The organism is Vibrio sp. R11-SG3-ISO3-SZ (genome assembly GCF_059834345.1).
Map to the genome: position 1 here is coordinate 15,320 of NZ_JCBDGX010000113.1, position 19,141 is coordinate 34,460.

A 19,141-nucleotide genomic window follows, 5' to 3' on the forward strand; every position below is an offset into this window, starting at 1 on the left:
TTTTTTATTGAATCATGACAGAGTTAGTAACCACCATGGCAGAGAAGTTTGATGTAGTAGTGATTGGCGCCGGTGCGGCGGGCCTGATGTGTGCCGCCCAAGCAGGAGAGCGGGGCCGTCGCGTGTTAGTGCTGGATCATGCTAAGAAACCGGGCCGAAAAATCCTCATCGCCGGGGGCGGCCGCTGCAACTTTACCAACTACGATGTGTCTGCCAAACACTACCTGTCACGCAACCCGCATTTTGTTAAATCGGCCTTGGCACAGTACACCAACTGGGACTTTATCTCGATGATCTACAAATACGGCATCGAGTTTGAAGAGCGCGATCATGGTCAGCTGTTTTGTGTCGGTGACTATGACTCCAAAGACATCGTTAAAATGCTTCTCGCCGAGTGCGATAAACCGAGTATCCAATTTCGCTACCAGCAAGCCGTTGACAACATCGAGCAGCAAGCCAATGGCTTTTCTCTGACGACCAATGGCCATGCGATTGAGTGCGAATCCCTCGTCATCGCCACCGGCGGCCTGTCGATGCCCAAGCTTGGCGCAACCCCCTTTGGTTACAAAGTGGCAGAGCAGTTCGGCCTTGAGGTCCTTCCAACCAGTGCGGCCTTGGTGCCGTTTACGCTGCATAAAGAAGACAAAGACGATTTTTCTGAGCTGTCAGGGATTGCGATTCCGGTTGAAATCACCGCTAAAAACAACACCAAATTCAAAGAGGCGCTGCTGTTTACCCACCGTGGTCTGTCTGGCCCGTCGGTATTGCAAATCTCCTCCTACTGGACCCCGGGCGAAGCGGTTGAAGTGAACCTGGTGCCCGATGTCGATGTGCAAGCTTTGCTAACGCGCTCATTGGAAAAACACCCTAATCAAACCTTGAAAAACACCTTAGCGAAAGTGCTCCCCAAGCGACTGGTTGAAGTGCTGATCGAGCGCAAAACCCTTGAAGACAAACCGCTAAAGCAATTTAGCAGCAAGGCTCTGGAAGACGTGGCTAACACGTTAGAGCATTGGAGCATTACCCCCAATGGGACAGAAGGTTACCGCACCGCCGAGGTCACCCTAGGCGGCGTCAATACCGATCACTTATCGTCGAAAACCATGGAGTGCAAAGCGATCACAGGCCTCTACTTTATCGGCGAAGTCGTCGACGTCACCGGCTGGCTAGGGGGCTACAATTTCCAGTGGTGCTGGAGCTCCGGTTATGTAGCGGGGCAGTGGGTTTAATCTCGCGCCCATTGCGCTTTCTTTTTCCACTTCACCTGTTGAATGACGAGCCCGGCAATAATCAACACAAGGCCGATGAGAGTGCTGGGGTGAATGGCTTCGCCGATGATGGTCGCCAGTAAGATCAAAGAGATAAACGGCGAGGCGAAGATAAGGTTACTGATTCTCGCGGTATTGTGAGTGGATTTTAAGGCGCTGAGCCACAAGACGAAGGTGACGCCCATTTCAAACAGTCCGACATAGCTGACCGCCAGCCAACCTTGAGGAGAAATGGCGGCAAAGCTAGCTCCTTCCCACCACGTCAGCCCTAGAGCGAAAGGGATCGCGACGAGAAAACCGAGCAACACGCCGACCACAGGGTCGGCTTTGTTTTTGGTGTTTAAGATCCAATACCCTGCCCACAGCAGCGTTGAGAGCAACGCCAGCCCAACCCCTAGCGGGCTATCAAAATCGAGCGCCAATACGTTGCCTTTGGTGGCGATAACAATGACGCCGAGGTAGCTCAAACAGCACGCGACCCAATCTTGCTTACGGATGGCTTGACCTAAAAATACCGCCGCCATTAGGGTGAGGGTGATTGCCCAGCTGTAGTTAATCGCCTGCGCTTGTGAGGCAGGCAGGAGATCGTAGGCTTTAAACAAAATGATGTAATACGCCAGCGGGTTGATGATCCCCAGTAATAGGTAATAGCCCGGATTGGCGGTCAAGGTGGTCACCAGCGTATTGAGCTTGCCTTGCACGGCGCAGATGAGGGTTAAGGCGAGGGCAGAGACGATACTGGCGACCGTCAGCATCTGGATTGGAGTAAACTCAGCTAAGGTTAATTTAAACGCGGTGGCTACTGTCGACCAGAGCAAAACAGCAGACAAACCAAAGCCCAGCGCGCGGCGCTCATTCATAGTAAGCCTAAAAAACGGTGAAGTGATGCGCTAGTCTAACGGTAGGCCAATTGCCCTACAAACTGGACATTTATCCAGTGGTGAAATACCATCAAATGACTTGAATTTGATGAATGTACGCCGCTCATGCAATGGATTTTTGATAACGCTTCTCTTCTTATCACCGCGGCTGGCAGCGCCGTCACCAGTGGCGTCGTCGTCGGTTGGTGGGTCACCCAGAAAATGCGCTTGCAACAGCAATTGCTTAGTGCCAAGCTTGATACTCAGCAACAACTCTCACACAGTGAAATCACCCAGTTAAAAAACGCCTTAGCGGAGGCCGAGCAAGAGCTGGAAGCGTTGGATGCAGCGCGGGACAAAGCGGCATTTGAGCTCAAGCAGTCTCACGGCAAGTTGATGGCGGTGCTAGAGAAGCTGCGTTACTTTGACAGCGTTAAGCAAGAGCGTCAGCAATACCTCGACGAACTTGGTCTGATGCGTGATGAAAAGGCGCAGCTCGAAGCGACCTTGAGAGAGCAAGAAGCTCGTCATGAGCAGATCACCCAAGCTAATCAAGAGAAACTCGCCCTGCTCGAGAAAGCCGAAGAGCGGCTAAAACAGCAGTTTGAACACCTCGCCAGTCAGCTGTTTGATGAGAAAACGGCGCGCGTTGATCAGCAAAATAAACAGAGTTTGGATGCCTTACTGTCGCCGCTCAAAGAGCAGTTGGAAGGGTTTCGCAAGCAAGTCAATGACAGCTTTACTGTGGAAGCCAAAGAGCGCCACACCTTAGTGCATGAGCTGAAGAACTTGCAGCGCCTTAACGAGCAGATGGCCAAAGAGGCGCTCAACCTGACCCAAGCTCTCAAAGGTGATAACAAGCAGCAAGGCAACTGGGGAGAGGTGGTTCTGGCGAGAGTATTGGCTGAGTCTGGCCTAAGGGAAGGGCATGAGTACCACACCCAAGTGAATCTGCAAAACGAAGCGGGTAAGCGTTATCAGCCAGATGTGGTTGTGCATCTGCCCAATGATAAGCAGGTGGTGATTGACGCCAAAATGGCGCTGGTCGCCTATGAGCGCTACTTTAATGCCGAGACCGATCAGCAGCGTGACAAGGCCTTAGGTGAGCACTTACTCGCTATTCGCAGCCATATCAAAGGGCTTTCACACAAGGATTATCATCAACTCAAAGGCATTCAGAGCTTGGATTATGTGTTGATGTTTATCCCCGTCGAGCCTGCCTTCCAAGTAGCGATTTCCTCCGACCCTAGCTTGGTCAAAGATGCGATGGAGCACAATATCATTCTCGTCAGTCCGACCACTTTGCTGGTGGCACTGCGCACCATCGATAACTTGTGGCGCAACGAAAGACAGAGCCAAAACGCGAAAATCATCGCGCAGCGAGCCAGTAAGCTCTACGACAAATTGCGCCTATTCGTTGATGATATGGAGAGCCTCGGCGGCGCCTTAGATAAGGCCAATCAAAACTACCAAGGCGCCATGAATAAACTGGTGACTGGGCGCGGCAACGTGATTCGACAAGCGGAGAGCTTTAAGCAATTAGGGGTGGAGGTCAAACGACCAATCTCGATGAATTTGGTGGAACTGGCGGAGCAAGAAACGCTGCCAGAATCACAGCTTAGCGGTGAAAATGACCACTTACTAGAAAGACATCCGGCTGAGGATAAAGTAAACTAATCGCCCGCAGTGCTTTGGCCGTATTGAATAGAGAGCACTGCTAAAAGAGGAATCATAATGACGGATATTAGTGTGCAATCGACGACAGCTCTAGAATCTCAGCAAGACGCAGAAACGACCCACTTCGGTTTTACCACGGTAGCGAAAGAGGAAAAAGTCACCAAGGTAGCGGAAGTGTTTCACTCAGTGGCCGCCAAATACGACATTATGAATGACCTTATGTCGGGAGGCATTCACCGCTTGTGGAAGCGCTTTACCATCGATTGCAGCGGTGCCCGTCCTGGACAACGCATCCTCGACTTAGGAGGTGGCACTGGCGATTTGACAGCGAAGTTCTCTCGTATTGTTGGTGACAAAGGCCACGTCGTACTCGCTGACATCAACAACTCGATGCTCAATGTCGGGCGTGACAAACTGCGCGATATCGGCATTGTGGGCAATGTGCACTATGTTCAAGCGAACGCTGAAGAACTGCCGTTTCCCGATGACTACTTTGACGCAATTACGATCAGCTTCTGTCTGCGTAACGTAACCGATAAAGACAAAGCGCTGCGTTCGATGTACCGCGTACTGAAACCTGGCGGTCGCCTGTTGGTGCTGGAGTTTTCCAAACCTGTCTTTGACCCACTCTCTAAAGTCTACGATGCGTATTCGTTCCACTTGCTGCCGAAAATGGGTGAGCTGGTGGCCAATGATGCAGAAAGCTACCGCTACTTGGCGGAATCCATTCGCATGCACCCTGACCAAGAGACGTTAAAAGGGATGATGGACGACGCGGGCTTTGAAAATACGCGTTACTACAACTTAACGGGCGGCATTGTCGCCTTGCACCGCGGCTACAAGTTCTAAAGGAGCCGAGCATGCCTTTTGAGCCTCTGATGACGGCGGTCATCGAAACGTCACTGAATACTCTCATTCAAGATGATCCTGATCTGGTGCGCCGACTGGCGCGACTGAAAGGTCAGGTCATTCAAGTGCATCTCAAAGAGTTCGATAAGCGCTTAACCTTCGTTTTCAGTCAACAAGTCGATGTGTTAGCCCACTACGAAGGCACACCCGATTGCACCTTATCTCTCAATGTGTCGGTATTGCCTGAGCTGAAAGATCAATCCAATATCACCAAACTCATCAAGCAGGATAAGTTGGATCTGGATGGCGACATCCAACTGGCGCAGAGCTTTTCGCAATTGATCACCCAATGCAAACCCGATATTGAAGAGTGGATCTCACGTGTCACCGGCGATGTTGTGGCGCACACCTTAGTGCAAGGCGTGACGCAGATTGGCCAGTTCGCCCGCACTCAGCTTCGTCACCAGCAAGATTACCTTGCGCAAGTGGTCACCGAAGAGTGGCGTTTGGCGCCGCCGCCGTTAGAAGTGGCGCATTTCTGCGACCAAGTGGATGAGATCAAGAGCCAAGCGGCGCGTGTGGAAGCGAAATTGAATCAACTACTGGAGCGAGTATGACGTTAGCGGAGCTAAAACGCCTCTACCGCATCATCAAGGTGCAGCTCGAATATGGATTGGATGAGCTGGCGCCCAATCATCAACTCGCCAAAGCGCCGTTATTGGCACGAAAGGGTCTGTTTTGGATTCGTAATCAGCATCCGGACAAAACCTTAGGCGAGCGACTGCGTCTCGCACTGCAAGAACTTGGACCGGTGTGGATCAAGTTTGGACAGATGATGTCTACTCGGCGCGATCTGTTTCCTCCTCATATCGCCGATCCGCTTGCCCTATTGCAAGATCAAGTGTCCCCCTTTGACGGCCATCTGGCTAAGCAGACCATCGAACAGGCATTGGGCGGTCCAATTGAAACCTGGTTTGACGAGTTTAATATTGAGCCGCTGGCGTCCGCATCGATTGCACAGGTGCACACGGCGAAGCTCAAGTCGACGCAACAAGAAGTGGTGTTAAAAGTCATTCGGCCCGATATTCGACCGGTGATCGATGCCGATCTTAAACTCATGTACCGTATGGCGCGCATTGTCGCCAAGATGCTGCCAGAGGCAAGACGCCTCAAACCCGTCGAGGTGGTGCGCGAGTACGAGAAAACCCTGCTCGATGAGCTAGATTTGCGCCGAGAAGCGGCGAATGCCATCCAGCTGAGACGTAACTTCGACAACAGTGAATCGCTGTACGTGCCTGAAGTCTTTACTGATTTCAGTAATAAAACTGTCATGGTTTCTGAGCGAATATATGGCATCCAAGTGTCGGACATCGAGGGCTTGGTCGCCAATGGCACCAACATGAAGCTGTTGGCCGAGCGTGGAGTCAGCGTGTTTTTCACTCAGGTCTTCCGAGACAGTTTTTTCCATGCGGACATGCATCCGGGTAACGTCTTTGTTGAACGTGAGCACCCAGAGAATCCGCGTTGGATCGGGTTAGATTGTGGCATCGTTGGCACACTCAATAGCGAAGACAAACGCTATCTTGCGGAAAACTTTCTGGCGTTTTTCAATCGAGATTATCGCCGCGTTGCCGAATTGCATGTCGAGTCGGGATGGGTTCCACGTGAAACCAATATTGATGAGTTTGAATTTGCCATTCGCATCGTGTGTGAGCCGATTTTCGCCAAACCTCTGTGTGAGATCTCGTTTGGTCATGTGTTGTTGAACCTATTTAACACCGCAAGACGCTTCCATATGGAAGTGCAACCTCAGCTGGTGTTGTTGCAAAAGACGCTGCTGTATGTGGAAGGACTGGGTCGTCAACTCTACCCTCAGTTGGATCTGTGGGAGACGGCCAAGCCGTTCCTTGAAGAGTGGATGATGAACCAAGTCGGGCCAAAAGCGGTGATCAATGCGGTGAAAGATCGCGCGCCGTTTTGGGCGGAAAAGCTGCCAGAGTTGCCAGAGCTTCTCTACGACAGCCTGCGCCAAGGCAAGATGATGAATCAGCGTATCGATCAACTCTATCAAGGGTATCGTCAGTCGAAGCGTCAGCAAGCGACAGGGAAATTTTTGTTTGGTGTTGGCGCAACATTAGTCGTATGCTCGGCAATATTGGTCAACACTCCGTATGAGCAACTGTCTATGGTCAGCGCCTTAGGTGGCGTCACATTTTGGTTGCTTAGTTGGCGAGCTTACCGTCGTTAGGCGGTAAACTTAAGAATTCAACAGTTAGACCCGAGGTAAAAAGAATGGGTGGTATTAGTATTTGGCAACTGCTTATCATTGCGGTGATTGTGGTACTTCTATTTGGTACGAAGAAACTGCGTGGCATTGGTGGCGATTTAGGTAGTGCGGTAAAAGGCTTTAAGAAAGCGATGAACGACGAAGAGCCTGCAAAGAAAGACGCCGACTTTGAGCCAAAAAACATCGAGCAACAGCAGAAAACAGACGCCACTGCTGACACTAAAAAAGACAAAGAGCAGGCATAACTCGTGTTTGATATCGGTTTCTGGGAACTGGTATTGATCTCTGTGGTGGGGCTGGTGGTTCTCGGCCCTGAGCGATTGCCGCATGCGATTCGCAGTGTCACTCGTTTTGTCGGTGCGGCCAAGAATATGGCAAACAGCGTCAAAGACGAATTGTCCCATGAGCTTAAGGTGCAAGAGCTGCAAGAGAATTTGCGTAAAGCTGAGCAGATGGGCATGGAAGATCTCTCGCCAGAGTTGAAATCCTCCGTTGACCAGTTAAAGCAAGCCGCGCAAGACGTGCAGCGCCCTTATGCCAAGAAAAGCGACGAGCCTGCCAAGACTGAGCCCTCTGAAGAGGTAGCGTCACAAGCGCCTTCCGCCGACACCACTGAGTCTTTGCATGTCGCCCCGGCAACAACAGATAAAAAGCCTGAGTAGTTCACCACTCTGATTATTGAGGGGCAGCCAATCGCTGCTCCTTTTGATTCCCAATAGTTGAGGTCTTCATGTCTTCTGTTGAGCAGACACAACCTTTGATTAGCCACCTTCTCGAACTGAGAAACCGCTTGCTGCGCGCACTCGTGGCGGTATTGGTGGTGTTTGTTGGTTTGATTTACTTTGCCAACGACATTTACGAATTTGTCTCAGCGCCTTTGGTGGAGCGCCTGCCTGAAGGGGCGACGATGATCGCCACCGATGTGGCGTCGCCGTTTTTTACTCCGCTCAAACTCACCCTAATTGCATCCATCTTTATTGCGGTGCCTTTCATCTTGTACCAAGTGTGGGCGTTTGTGGCGCCGGGTCTTTACAAGCATGAACGTCGATTGATCATGCCGCTGATGTTCTCCAGCTCACTGCTATTTTACTGTGGTGTGGCGTTTGCGTACTTTGTCGTGTTCCCGTTAGTGTTTGGCTTCTTTACTGCGATTTCACTCGGTGGCGTTGAGTTTGCGACGGATATTTCCAGCTATCTAGATTTCGTGTTAGCTCTCTTCCTAGCTTTTGGTATCGCCTTTGAAGTGCCAGTGGCGATCATCTTGCTGTGTTGGACTGGCGCAACCAATCCTAAAAGCCTCAGCGAGAAGCGCCCGTATATTGTGGTCGGCGCGTTTGTGGTGGGAATGATGCTGACACCGCCAGACATGATTTCTCAGACCTTACTTGCCATACCCATGTGTTTGTTGTTTGAAGTCGGCCTGTTTTTCGCCCGTTTTTATGTGCGAAAAGAGGACGAACAGAGCGAGTAGTCGCTGATATAAAAAAGGCTTGCCGATGGGCAAGCCTTTTTTATCGAGTCCAATATCTTGGCACTAAAGAGTGGAGGGGAACACGCGTTGCTGGCTATAGCCTAAACAAGGCCTTGGCATTGTCGGTAGTAATCGCGTCTACTTCCTCGACCGAGATATCGCGAAGGCTGGCAACACGCTGCGCAACCAAATGGGTGTAGGCAGGCTCATTACGCTTACCGCGATGAGGCACAGGTGCGAGGTAAGGGCAGTCGGTTTCCAGAATCACTTTACTCATATCCAAATGTGGGATGACGCTATCCATCCCACCATTTTTAAAGGTGGAGACGCCACCAAGGCCAAGGTGAAAACCCAGCTCATTAATTGCCCTGGCTTCCTCGAGACTGCCGCCAAAACAGTGAAAAACCCCGCTGAGGGACCCGTCTTGCTCTTTTTCAAGCAGAGTGAGGGTCTCTTCAATGGAGTCACGAGTGTGGATCACCACCGGTAGATCCATCGCTTTGGCCCATTGCAGTTGCGTGACAAACGCGTGTTCTTGTTCGGCGCGATAGGTTTTGTCCCAATAGAGATCGATGCCAATTTCGCCCACGGCAATGAACGCATGTTGACTAAACCAGGCATGAATTTGCGCAAGGGTTTGCTCAACATTGCCATCGACGTAGCAAGGGTGGAGCCCCATCATCGAGCGGCATACATCGGGAAACTGACGCTCCGTGGCCAACATAGGGCCAATAGAATCAAGGTCGATGTTAGGTAATAAAATGCGGTCTATGCCTTGTTCCAATGCGCGGGCCACCACGGCGTCGCGATCGCCATCAAACTCACTGGCGTAGATATGGGCATGGGTGTCGATCATGGGATGTGTCTCTGGATAAAACGTCAATGGAGCCAGTATACCTGTCTGAGTAGAAGATGCAGCAAATGGCGCCAATCTGCCTAGGTCGTATTTTGCGTGATTTTTTCGCCTTGTTGGCTGGTGCAAGAGAGCGGGAGTGATATGATGCGACACAAGCACTTTCACCACACAAGGAGAATCGAGTGTCAGTTTCTATCCAAGGTCAGTTTCCTGGCCGTCGCATGCGTCGTATGCGTAAGCATGATTTCAGTCGTCGCCTTATGGCAGAAAATCAACTCTCAGTGAATGATCTGATTTATCCCATGTTTATTTTGATGGGCAAAGATCGCCGCGAAACTGTCGATTCGATGCCGGGTATTGAGCGTCTTTCCATTGATTTAATGTTAGAAGAGGCGCAATACCTCGCGCAGCTTGGTGTCCCTGCCATTGCGCTGTTTCCTGTGGTGAACCAAGATGCCAAAAGCTTGTGCGCGGCAGAAGCGTACAACTCAGAGGGCTTAGTTCAGCGTGCCGTTCGTTCGCTCAAAGAGCATGTGCCAGAGATGGGGGTGATCACCGATGTGGCGCTCGACCCGTTCACCACCCACGGTCAAGATGGCATCATTGATGACGAAGGTTACGTACTCAATGATGAAACCACTAAGGTATTGGTCAAGCAGGCATTATCGCACGCCGAAGCCGGGGCGGATGTGGTCGCGCCTTCTGACATGATGGATGGCCGCATTGGTGCGATTCGTGAAGCGCTAGAGCAAGCGGGTCACATCAATACCCAAATCATGGCCTATTCGGCGAAATACGCCTCTTGTTACTACGGCCCGTTCCGCGATGCGGTCGGCTCGGCGAGTAACCTTAAAGGCGGCAACAAAAAGAACTACCAAATGGACCCGGCCAACAGTGATGAAGCCATTCATGAAGTGGCGATGGATATCAACGAAGGCGCCGATATGGTGATGGTGAAGCCGGGCATGCCGTATCTGGATGTGGTTCGCCGAGTGAAATCTGAGTTGCAAGTGCCGACGTTTGCTTATCAAGTTTCCGGTGAATACGCGATGCACAAAGCGGCGTTTGCCAATGGCTGGCTTAAAGAGCGCGACACCGTGATGGAATCCCTGCTGTGCTTTAAACGGGCGGGGGCTGATGGCATTTTGACCTACTTTGCCAAAGATGTGGCGCAATGGTTGGCACAGGAGCAGGCGCAAGCGGCGACGTTTTTAAAGCAAGAGTAAGCGAAGCGACAATACTGAGGTCGGCGCATGCCGGCCTTTTTCTTTATTAACCTAACACAGAGAAGAGATCGCAATGAGTGTGCAGTATCGTGAAGGCACGTTAGAAGAGTGTGTCGAGGTGGTCAACCAAATCAATGAATTTGCTCAAAAAGAAACGGTTGAGAGCTTGGCGGCGAGATTGAAAGGGCGCCGCTACTTGATTCAAGTGGCGCAAGAAGGGGAGCAGTTGCTCGGTTTCAAAATTGGCTACGAGCTCGATGCTGACACATTCTACAGCTGGTTTGGCGGCGTATCGCCGTTAGCGCGCAATAAAGGCGTGGCGCAAACGCTGCTCGACGTACAAGAGGCGTGGGTGGCGAAGCAGGGCTATCTGCGCTTGAAAGTGAAATCTCGCAACCAATTTCCAGCCATGCTGAGATTGCTATTGCGCAATGGCTATCTGATCGAACACTTTGAAGAAAAAGCACCATTAATCGAGTCGCGCATTCATTTTGTAAAGACGATGTGAGTTGTCATAAAAATTAAATGAGATTTTTTCTCATTTAACTATTGACGGGATAAATGAGAATGGTTATTGTTTATCTCGTCTTAGGGAATGAGAGAAGTTCACAAGGACGTGGTAGAACCGGATTCGTTATGGAAAAGGTGATGCCAGACTCTAACGAACTTGCACACGTTTCTTTTGACACGACATTGCTCACATTGCTTCCAGTGTAATTTATAGCTTTACGGCAAAGTGTGATTCGCATGAACATGCTTTGACCTTTTCTGCTAGGCGACATCCTCACGATGTCGCTTTTTTTATGCCTGCTATTTGAGGTGAATAAAAGGACACCAGGTGTCTTTTCCACAGTTGAAGATCTCAAAAAGATCGATCTTTGCATGATCAATCTTGGTTATTTTTATTGTATTACAATGGTTTAAGATCTTGTTCGGCATCATTTTGTCAAATTTCACATCGCAGTGGAAAATAGTATAAACAGACTTATCCACAGCGTGGGCAAGAGAAGAGGCGATCACCAACACGCTGTGTGATCGCGATTCCTCGACAGAACATGGATTCACTGCTTGAGTCATGGCATCCTAAGCAGAAATTTGGACAGGCAGATAACAAACTATGGCTCGTATCCCAGACAACCCTTTGATCTTAATTGATGGCTCTTCTTACCTTTATCGCGCATTTCATGCTTACCCCGGCACGATGAGTAACGGGGAGATCCCAACCAACGCCGTTTATGGTGTGGTGAACATGCTGCGCAGTATGATGCGTCAATTTGCCAGTGATCGTATCGCGGTGGTCTTTGATGCGAAAGGCAAAACGTTTCGCGATGATCTGTACGCCGAGTACAAGGCCAATCGTCCGCCTATGCCGGATGATCTGCGTTGCCAAATCGAGCCTTTGCACAATGTGATTCGTGCTATGGGGCTTCCTTTAATTTGTGTGCCGGGCGTGGAAGCGGATGACGTGATCGGTACGCTGGCGCATCAAGCGTCTCAAGCGGGTATGCCGGTGTTGATCAGCACCGGTGATAAAGACATGGCTCAGCTGGTGGATGACAACGTGACCCTCATCAACACCATGACTAACGTTGTGATGGACAGAGAAGGGGTGGTGGAGAAGTTCGGAATTGGCCCTGAGCTGATTATCGACTACCTCGCACTGATGGGCGATAAAGTCGATAACATTCCTGGTGTCCCTGGCGTGGGTGACAAAACCGCGACAGCTTTGCTACAAGGCATTGGGGGGTTAGACAAGCTGTACCAACAGTTGGATGACATTGCCGCGCTCGGTTTCCGTGGCTCGAAAACCATGGCGAAAAAGCTGCTAGATAACAAAGACAATGCCTACCTTTCCTACGAGCTGGCGACGATTAAGCTCGACGTTGATCTCGAAGAGAGTTTAGACGCGTTGGTGAAGTCTGTGCCGAATAAGGATGAGCTGGTCAAACTCTATGGAGAACTGGCGTTTAAATCTTGGCTCAATGAGCTGCTCGAAGGCGGCACGGGCGTAGTGGAAGCGAATGAGAAATCCGGGCAACGTGAAGTCAGCTCGTCAGCCAAAGCGCCGGAGCTCAATGTCGCCGCAGCGAGCATCGATCGCAGCCAGTATGAAACCATTTTGGATGAAGCGCAGTTCGCTAAGTGGCTAGACGCTCTACGCGAAGCCAAGGTGTTTGCGTTCGATACGGAAACCGACAGCCTCGATTACATGGTGGCGAATTTAGTGGGTGTCTCTTTTGCGACCGAAGAAGGTGTCGCGGCGTATGTGCCTGTCGCGCATGACTATCTTGATGCGCCGGCTCAGCTTGACCGAGATTGGGTACTCGCACAGCTCAAGCCTTTACTCGAAGATGAATCGCAAGCCAAAGTTGGCCAGAACTTAAAATACGATGCGAGTGTGTTGGCGCGTTATGGCATCGACATGAAAGGCATCAAACATGACACCATGTTGGCGTCTTATGTCTACAACAGTGTCGGCGGTAAGCATGACATGGACAGCCTCGCGCTGCGCTTTTTGCAACACAGCTGCATCTCGTTTGAGCAGATCGCGGGTAAAGGCAAAAAGCAGCTGACGTTTAACCAAATTGAACTGGACCAAGCGGCGCCTTATGCCGCAGAAGATGCGGATGTCACCTTGCGTCTGCACAATCGCTTGATGGAAAACATCGAGCAAGACGACAAGCTAAAGTCGGTCTATGAAACCATCGAGATGCCGCTCGTACCTGTTCTATCGAGAATTGAGCGCACCGGTGTCTTGATTGATGACATGAAGCTGGCCGCGCAGTCTCAAGAGATCGCAAAGCGTCTTGATGAGCTTGAACAAAAAGCCTACGAGGTGGCAGAGCAAGAGTTCAATATGAACTCGCCTAAACAGCTGCAAGCGATTCTGTTTGAGAAAATGGGATTACCTGTGGTGAAGAAGACACCATCGGGTACACCATCGACCAACGAAGAGGTGCTGCAAGAGCTCGCGCTAGATTATCCACTGCCGAAGCTTATCTTAGAGTATCGCGGTTTGGCGAAGCTTAAATCTACCTACACCGATAAGCTGCCTAAGATGATCAATCCTGAAACGGGCCGAGTACACACCTCGTACCATCAAGCTGTCACGGCGACAGGGCGTTTGTCTTCAACCGATCCGAACTTACAAAACATCCCGATTCGTAACGAAGAGGGACGCCGTATTCGCCAAGCGTTCGTCGCGCCGCACGGCTACAAAATCATGGCGGTCGACTACTCGCAAATTGAACTGCGCATTATGGCGCACTTGTCAGGCGATAAAGCGTTACTTGATGCCTTCCAACAAGGTAAAGACATCCACGCTGCGACCGCCGCTGAAATCATTGGCGTCGATATCGAGCAAGTGACCAGTGAGCAGCGTCGCCGAGCGAAAGCCGTCAACTTTGGCCTGATCTATGGGATGAGTGCATTTGGTTTGGCCAAGCAGCTAGGGATCCCTCGTGGTGAAGCGCAGCAATACATGGATACCTATTTCGAGCGCTACCCAGGCGTTATGCAGTATATGGAAGACACGCGCAGCACAGCGGCTGAGCTAGGTTATGTGGAAACCTTGTTTGGTCGACGCTTGCACCTTCCTGAGATCACATCACGCAACGGTATGCGCCGAAAAGCAGCAGAGCGAGCCGCGATCAATGCACCAATGCAGGGCACGGCCGCCGACATCATCAAGAAAGCGATGCTGGTTGTCGATGAGTGGATTCAAAACGAAGGCCAAGGCCGAGTGAAATTATTGATGCAAGTGCATGATGAACTGGTGTTTGAGGTCGAAGAGTCATCGTTAGCCGAAATTGAAAGTAAAGTACAAGAATTGATGGAATCGGCTGCACAATTAGATGTCCCTCTGATCGCCGAAGTGGGGCATGGTGACAACTGGGATCAGGCACACTAAGCATAATTTGCACTAAATTGGTGAAATAAGTTGAGTCAGCGCACAAACGCTGACTTTTTTTTGCCTCTAAATAAGATCCGGCATAGCTATATTAAATGTTGCTTAATAAAACTTTAATGAAAAAAAATTACAAAAAAGGTTTCACTTTCTGACCAATTGTTGTACATTAAGAGGCGTAGGGTACAGAGGTAAGATGTTCTATCTTTCAGACCTTTTGTTTCACGTTATTGGATTAGGCTGATTCAGCCGCCCCAGTCAGTTTTTGACTGGGGCGTTTTTTATTGTGCGAAAGAAAAGTCCAAACAATTCAGCATCCTGCCTAAAAGCACGCCTTATTCGCTATTCCGCTCACTTGGCTTATCGCCTGTCAGCTGATTTCATTCGTTTTGTTTTCTTTTCATCAAATGTAGCAAAACACCAATCACACTTTGGTTATTTTGACTCAGAAATCATGTGTGTAGGTGTGCATATTTTTCGTTGTTTTTATTCATAAGTGATTGTAATTATAGGGATATTTGGTTTTTTTATTTGTGCTGTGACTTCAGTAGTAGGGCGATTGCATTTTAGCGGGCTTGGCTTATGCTAGGCGCATAATAATTATTACCAGTTATTTCTCTCCCGTTTCCCTGCCAGGATGGTGGGGATTTTTGTTTCTGGCGTGAATGTTTTTATTGTTTCGCTGGCGAACGAATCGCACCTCACGTTCAGCGCTTCTATTGAGACAGAAAAAAGGCCCTATCGATGGATAGAGCCTATTCATTAGGTATCTCATTGGATATGAGTGGGATGAACGCTTTAGGCGTTAGGATCTGACGGTTGTTCGTCGGCTGACTCGTCAGAGGAGGTCGCTTCCTCTTCTGCGAGCACCTCAAGCGCGCTCTCGGCAAAGGCTGGGGCAAACCACTCATCGAGTTTATTGCGCAGCACATCGACGCCCAGTCCTTTCAATGAGGAGAAGGCGGCGACGCTGACATCACCACCAAAGCCAAGGGCGGCTTCGCGGATCTTCAATACGGCCGCTTTACGCGCGCCACTTTTCAGTTTGTCCGCTTTGGTCAACAATACTTGGACAGGAATGCCGCAATCGACCGCCCAGTAGATCAGTTGTTGGTCGAGATCTTTCATTGGGTGACGAATATCCATCAGTACCACTAACCCTTTCAAGCATTGACGCTTTTGTAGGTATTCACCGAGGGATTTCTGCCACTTTTTTTTCATCTCAAGTGGGACTTGGGCAAAACCATAGCCCGGCAAGTCGACAATGTGACAACCGTCTGCAACCTTAAATAGGTTAATCAGCTGAGTACGGCCAGGTGTTTTACTCGTCTTCGCCAAGCTCTTTTGGTTGGTCAGTCGATTGAGCGAGCTGGACTTGCCCGCATTGGAACGTCCTGCGAACGCAACTTCGATGCCTTCATCTTCTGGCATATGACGAATATCAGGTGCACTGGTGATGAAATGCGTGTTTTGATAATGAATTTTTACGCTCACTGTTAACTCCATCTCGACTTTGTGTAGTCGATTGATTACTTTTTTGTGAAATTGTGTAAAATAACCGTGCTCGGCATAAGGTCGCCTATTGTACCATGAGTGGCAACGCAGAGTGGTACTGGAAGCTTGATAATTATAATGGAATGTCATGAAGAAATTAGCGCTAATCTTGAGTCTTTTAGCCAGCTGCTCTGTGTGGGCCCAAGGCAGCATCGAAGCTGGTAAAGCAAAATCTCAAACGTGTGTTGCCTGCCATGGTGCTGATGGCAACAGTCAACTCGCCATGTACCCGAAATTGGCAGGTCAGCATGCTAAATATATCGAAAAGCAGCTAAAAGACCTGAAACTGGGTATGACCAGCAATGGCCAGCAAGGCCGTATGGACCCTGTGATGAGTGGCATGGCGATGCCATTGTCAGAGCAGGACATGCAAGATCTTGCGGCGTACTACGCTTCTCTGCCTATTTCGCACAACACCACACCTGAAAACGTGGTGGAGAAAGGCAAAACCCTTTACACCGCTGGTGATGCAGAGCGCGGTTTGACGGCGTGTATCGCTTGTCACGGCCCGCGTGGTAACGGTACTGAACTGTCTGGATTCCCTAAGATCTCCGGTCAGCACGCCGATTACATTAAATCCCAATTACTAAAATTCCGTGACGGCACACGCGCCAATGACATGAATGCCATGATGCGTGATATTGCGAAGAAGTTAACGGATGATGATATCGAAACCCTATCCAAATACGTAGGCGGTCTGCACTGATCACCTCAGCCTGTTCGAGCATCGCAGTAGAGAAACAGCCCAAGCCGATCGGTTTGGGCTGTTTCGTTTGAGCTCGATCACACCCCATTTTTCTGCTCGATATGCCATCTCGCTATCGATGTTGTGAGACATTGGCTATATCGAATGACGCAATTCAGACGGACAATTCGCTAACCTAATGAAAAATAAAGAGTGGAAAACAAGAGCGAAAAAAAAGTGCAATAAAAGTCTGAGCCGGATTGTCTGAGCGAATCATTGCGGTAAAGTGAACACATCGGCAGGGTGCTGAATTAGGATCATAGACCAAGATGCTCTCCACGGATGCGAGTAACGGAAACTCGGCAGTTGATATGGAAAGGGTAGGCAGGATGCCTGCTGGATAAGGATGATCGACTTGTCTGATGGTTTAGACAGCGAAAGGGATCAGGCTCAGGATGAGCTCAGTGACGGGACGTCGCCAACGGAAAGCCAAAATTCACTCGGACAGTGAAAAACAACACCTTTTGCAGGGAAAGCACCAAAAACAAAAGGACATTTGATGCATTGATATCGATGCAACACAGTTTCGCCGTCAGGCATTTAGAAAGCGATAGGGTTCCTATCGCTTTTTTTATCTCTTCTGCATCGCGACATATTCGCCATTTCTTTTCTTTCACTCATAGAGAATATTTTCATCAATTGATGGGAATTTGTACAATAGCCCTCCACTCTAGGTCGAGTTTCTGGTATGTTTCGCATCCCTGTTTGAGGATGTCATTATGGAACCTTGTCCCCTTTGTCACAGTGTGGATACCCACGCGTATGTTTCTGATAAACGTCGTGACTATTTACAGTGCGCGCAGTGCCAGTTGGTGTTTGTACCGGCTTTGCAAAGGTTGGATGCGGCGACAGAAAAAGCCCACTATGATCAACATGAGAACTCGCCCAGCGATGTCGGTTACCGACGCTTTTTATCGCGCGTGGCTGACCCCATGTTACACAGAGTGGCGCCCCATTCTCACGGGTTAGATTTTGGTTGTGGCCCTGGCCCGACATTGTCATTGATGATGGAGGAGCAGGGACACACGATGAGTGTGTATGATCTTTACTATTATCCTGATGTGACGGTATTAGAGAGACAATACGACTTCATCACCTCCACCGAAGTGATCGAGCATTTGTATCAGCCCGACATCGTGTGGAAGCAATGGTTAAATTTGGTTAAGCCTGGTGGCTGGATAGGGTTGATGACGAAGATGGTCATCGATGTCGACGCGTTTGCAAGCTGGCACTACAAGAATGATCCCACCCACGTGATTTTCTTTAGTCGTGCGACGTTTGCCTACTTGGCAGAGCGGGATCAGCTCGAGCTAGAATTTATTGGAAATGATGTAATTTTACTGAGGAAACCCCAGTAATGAGCCGTAGTAAAAAAGCCCGATCAGGTGGCAATGGTGACCTGATTGTCGTTCGTAATCGTACAGAGTCTGATGTTGAAGGACGCCTACGTAAGAAAGACAAAAAACGCAAAGGTCTAAAGACCGGTAACCGTAACTCAGAAGCTAAGCAAGCGAAGCAGCACACTTCTGGCGGCGCGCGTGACCCACGTTTGGGCAGCAAAAAGAAGATTCCGCTGATTGTGGATGCGCCGAAAAAGCAGACCAAAGCGCAGCGCCGTCTCAATGCGGAGCAAGAGCTGGAGATGCTGGAAAACGACGCGCAGTTGAACGTGTTGCTTGACCGTCTCGATAACGGTGAGAGTTTAGGTGCCGGCCTACAGAAATACGTCGATGAGAAGCTAGAGCGCATCGAAGTGCTGATGAAGCAACTTGGTCTCTACCAAGAAGACGACGAGATGGACGACGACGCAGAGCAAGAGAGTGAACCTGTTGTGCCTGCGAGTAAAAAATCGAGCAAGAAATTGGCCACCGATGATGAACTTCTCTCGCAGTTCGAAGACTTGGATTTAAACCAATTTAAAGGATAACACGCCCAATGAATGTCACCTTGTTAGCCATCGCTGGTGGCGCTGTCATTCTCGGCCTCGCTTCTTATGCAGGGTACCTGTTGCTGCAACTGAAAAAGCAAAAGGCTTTGCAACTGCACCATCAAAAGCTGGCGATCGACAAGCGCAACGCCAATATCTTTGAGAGTGTCAGCACCTTGTGTTTAGCAGGCATCCAGGGCCAATGCGATTTATCAGAAATCAGCATTCGCCTCTACAACATTATGGATTACGTCCAAGGGGAATCGCGCGTCGACTTTGACAGTGAGTACCCAGCGACCTCTGAGCTTTACCATATTGTCAAAGAGATGGCTCGTGGTGACGAGCGTCAAGCCTTACCGAAAAAAGAACGTATGAAGCAAAATTTAGAGCGACACAAAGCAGAATCCCGTCTTGAAGACGCGATTGTGGCTGAGTTAACGCGTTTGCAAAAGCACGTTCAACCTTTGAATAACCAGATCAATATTCAGACGATCGGCTAATTCGCACCTCGATC

Annotated in this window: 19 protein-coding genes; 16 read left to right on the plus strand and 3 right to left on the minus strand. The window is 49.8% G+C overall.

The annotated features are described in order from the left end of the window. The first annotated feature begins 35 nt into the window (after positions 1-35). On the plus strand, positions 36-1,229 hold the full coding sequence (locus AC6R1O_RS14115; protein WP_500657246.1) for a BaiN/RdsA family NAD(P)/FAD-dependent oxidoreductase: 1,194 nt from the start codon (positions 36-38) through the stop codon (positions 1,227-1,229). On the opposite strand, the gene AC6R1O_RS14120 is transcribed toward AC6R1O_RS14115, so the two are convergent. Continuing rightward, complete coding sequence (locus tag AC6R1O_RS14120) at positions 1,226-2,128, minus strand: DMT family transporter (protein WP_500630165.1); 903 nt, start codon at positions 2,126-2,128, stop codon at positions 1,226-1,228. The two genes, AC6R1O_RS14115 and AC6R1O_RS14120, sit on opposite strands and share 4 nt — an antisense overlap. 126 nt (positions 2,129-2,254) lie before the next feature. Here AC6R1O_RS14120 and rmuC point away from each other — a divergent pair, with 126 nt between their 5' ends. The 7 genes from rmuC to tatC all read left to right on the plus strand — a co-directional run bounded on the left by rmuC (position 2,255) and on the right by tatC (position 8,412). Then, on the plus strand, positions 2,255-3,805 hold the full coding sequence (gene rmuC, locus AC6R1O_RS14125) for a DNA recombination protein RmuC (RefSeq protein ID WP_500632512.1): 1,551 nt from the start codon (positions 2,255-2,257) through the stop codon (positions 3,803-3,805). 57 nt (positions 3,806-3,862) lie between these two features. Then, a complete protein-coding gene (gene ubiE, locus AC6R1O_RS14130) occupies positions 3,863-4,654 on the plus strand; it encodes a bifunctional demethylmenaquinone methyltransferase/2-methoxy-6-polyprenyl-1,4-benzoquinol methylase UbiE (protein WP_334555434.1) in 792 nt (263 codons plus the stop codon). Positions 4,655-4,665: 11 nt separating this feature from the next. Then, a complete protein-coding gene (locus AC6R1O_RS14135) occupies positions 4,666-5,271 on the plus strand; it encodes a ubiquinone biosynthesis accessory factor UbiJ (RefSeq protein ID WP_500632511.1) in 606 nt (201 codons plus the stop codon). After that, positions 5,268-6,902: a ubiquinone biosynthesis regulatory protein kinase UbiB gene (gene ubiB, locus AC6R1O_RS14140; RefSeq protein WP_500632510.1), complete on the plus strand. Its 1,635-nt coding sequence runs from the start codon at positions 5,268-5,270 to the stop codon at positions 6,900-6,902. The genes AC6R1O_RS14135 and ubiB overlap by 4 nt, the downstream gene beginning before the upstream one ends. A 44-nt stretch (positions 6,903-6,946) precedes the next feature. Further along, a complete protein-coding gene (tatA, locus tag AC6R1O_RS14145) occupies positions 6,947-7,186 on the plus strand; it encodes a Sec-independent protein translocase subunit TatA (RefSeq protein WP_334555437.1) in 240 nt (79 codons plus the stop codon). Between the two features lie 3 nt (positions 7,187-7,189). After that, positions 7,190-7,603, plus strand: coding sequence for a Sec-independent protein translocase protein TatB (gene tatB, locus AC6R1O_RS14150; RefSeq protein WP_500657241.1), 414 nt, complete (start codon positions 7,190-7,192; stop codon positions 7,601-7,603). 68 nt (positions 7,604-7,671) lie between these two features. Beyond that, positions 7,672-8,412 carry a twin-arginine translocase subunit TatC gene (tatC, locus tag AC6R1O_RS14155; RefSeq protein WP_487902706.1) on the plus strand — a complete coding sequence of 247 codons (741 nt, stop codon included), beginning with the start codon at positions 7,672-7,674 and terminating at the stop codon, positions 8,410-8,412. A gap of 94 nt (positions 8,413-8,506) precedes the next feature. On the opposite strand, the gene AC6R1O_RS14160 is transcribed toward tatC, so the two are convergent. After that, positions 8,507-9,268 carry a TatD family hydrolase gene (locus AC6R1O_RS14160; protein WP_500657242.1) on the minus strand — a complete coding sequence of 254 codons (762 nt, stop codon included), beginning with the start codon at positions 9,266-9,268 and terminating at the stop codon, positions 8,507-8,509. A 182-nt stretch (positions 9,269-9,450) separates the two neighbouring features. Between AC6R1O_RS14160 and hemB the strand changes: the two genes are divergently transcribed. The 4 genes from hemB (at position 9,451) to spfP (ending at position 14,645) form a co-directional block, all read left to right on the plus strand. Further along, positions 9,451-10,494, plus strand: coding sequence for a porphobilinogen synthase (gene hemB, locus AC6R1O_RS14165; RefSeq protein WP_500657243.1), 1,044 nt, complete (start codon positions 9,451-9,453; stop codon positions 10,492-10,494). Positions 10,495-10,567: 73 nt separating this feature from the next. Continuing rightward, positions 10,568-11,002, plus strand: a complete 435-nt coding sequence (locus tag AC6R1O_RS14170) for a GNAT family N-acetyltransferase (RefSeq protein WP_500657244.1) — start codon at positions 10,568-10,570, stop codon at positions 11,000-11,002. Between the two features lie 609 nt (positions 11,003-11,611). Beyond that, a complete protein-coding gene (gene polA, locus AC6R1O_RS14175) occupies positions 11,612-14,404 on the plus strand; it encodes a DNA polymerase I (protein WP_500630172.1) in 2,793 nt (930 codons plus the stop codon). 193 nt (positions 14,405-14,597) lie between these two features. Further along, positions 14,598-14,645 carry a small protein SpfP gene (gene spfP / locus AC6R1O_RS14180; protein WP_438356636.1) on the plus strand — a complete coding sequence of 16 codons (48 nt, stop codon included), beginning with the start codon at positions 14,598-14,600 and terminating at the stop codon, positions 14,643-14,645. A 554-nt stretch (positions 14,646-15,199) separates the two neighbouring features. Here the strand turns inward: spfP and yihA are convergent. Next, the gene (yihA, locus tag AC6R1O_RS14185; RefSeq protein WP_500630173.1) at positions 15,200-15,895 is read right to left on the minus strand and encodes a ribosome biogenesis GTP-binding protein YihA/YsxC; all 696 of its coding nucleotides are present in this window, start codon (positions 15,893-15,895) and stop codon (positions 15,200-15,202) included. Positions 15,896-16,043: 148 nt separating this feature from the next. On the opposite strand from yihA, the gene AC6R1O_RS14190 reads away from it, so the two are divergent. From AC6R1O_RS14190 to AC6R1O_RS14205, 4 genes are all read left to right on the plus strand, one after another. After that, positions 16,044-16,661, plus strand: a complete 618-nt coding sequence (locus AC6R1O_RS14190; RefSeq protein ID WP_334555445.1) for a c-type cytochrome — start codon at positions 16,044-16,046, stop codon at positions 16,659-16,661. Between the two features lie 758 nt (positions 16,662-17,419). Continuing rightward, complete coding sequence (locus AC6R1O_RS14195) at positions 17,420-18,058, plus strand: class I SAM-dependent methyltransferase (RefSeq protein WP_500657245.1); 639 nt, start codon at positions 17,420-17,422, stop codon at positions 18,056-18,058. Further along, positions 18,058-18,627, plus strand: coding sequence for a Der GTPase-activating protein YihI (gene yihI, locus AC6R1O_RS14200; RefSeq protein ID WP_487902701.1), 570 nt, complete (start codon positions 18,058-18,060; stop codon positions 18,625-18,627). The genes AC6R1O_RS14195 and yihI overlap by 1 nt, the downstream gene beginning before the upstream one ends. An 8-nt stretch (positions 18,628-18,635) precedes the next feature. Next, positions 18,636-19,127, plus strand: a complete 492-nt coding sequence (locus tag AC6R1O_RS14205) for a DUF2489 domain-containing protein (RefSeq protein WP_487902700.1) — start codon at positions 18,636-18,638, stop codon at positions 19,125-19,127. Positions 19,128-19,141: the final 14 nt, after the last annotated feature.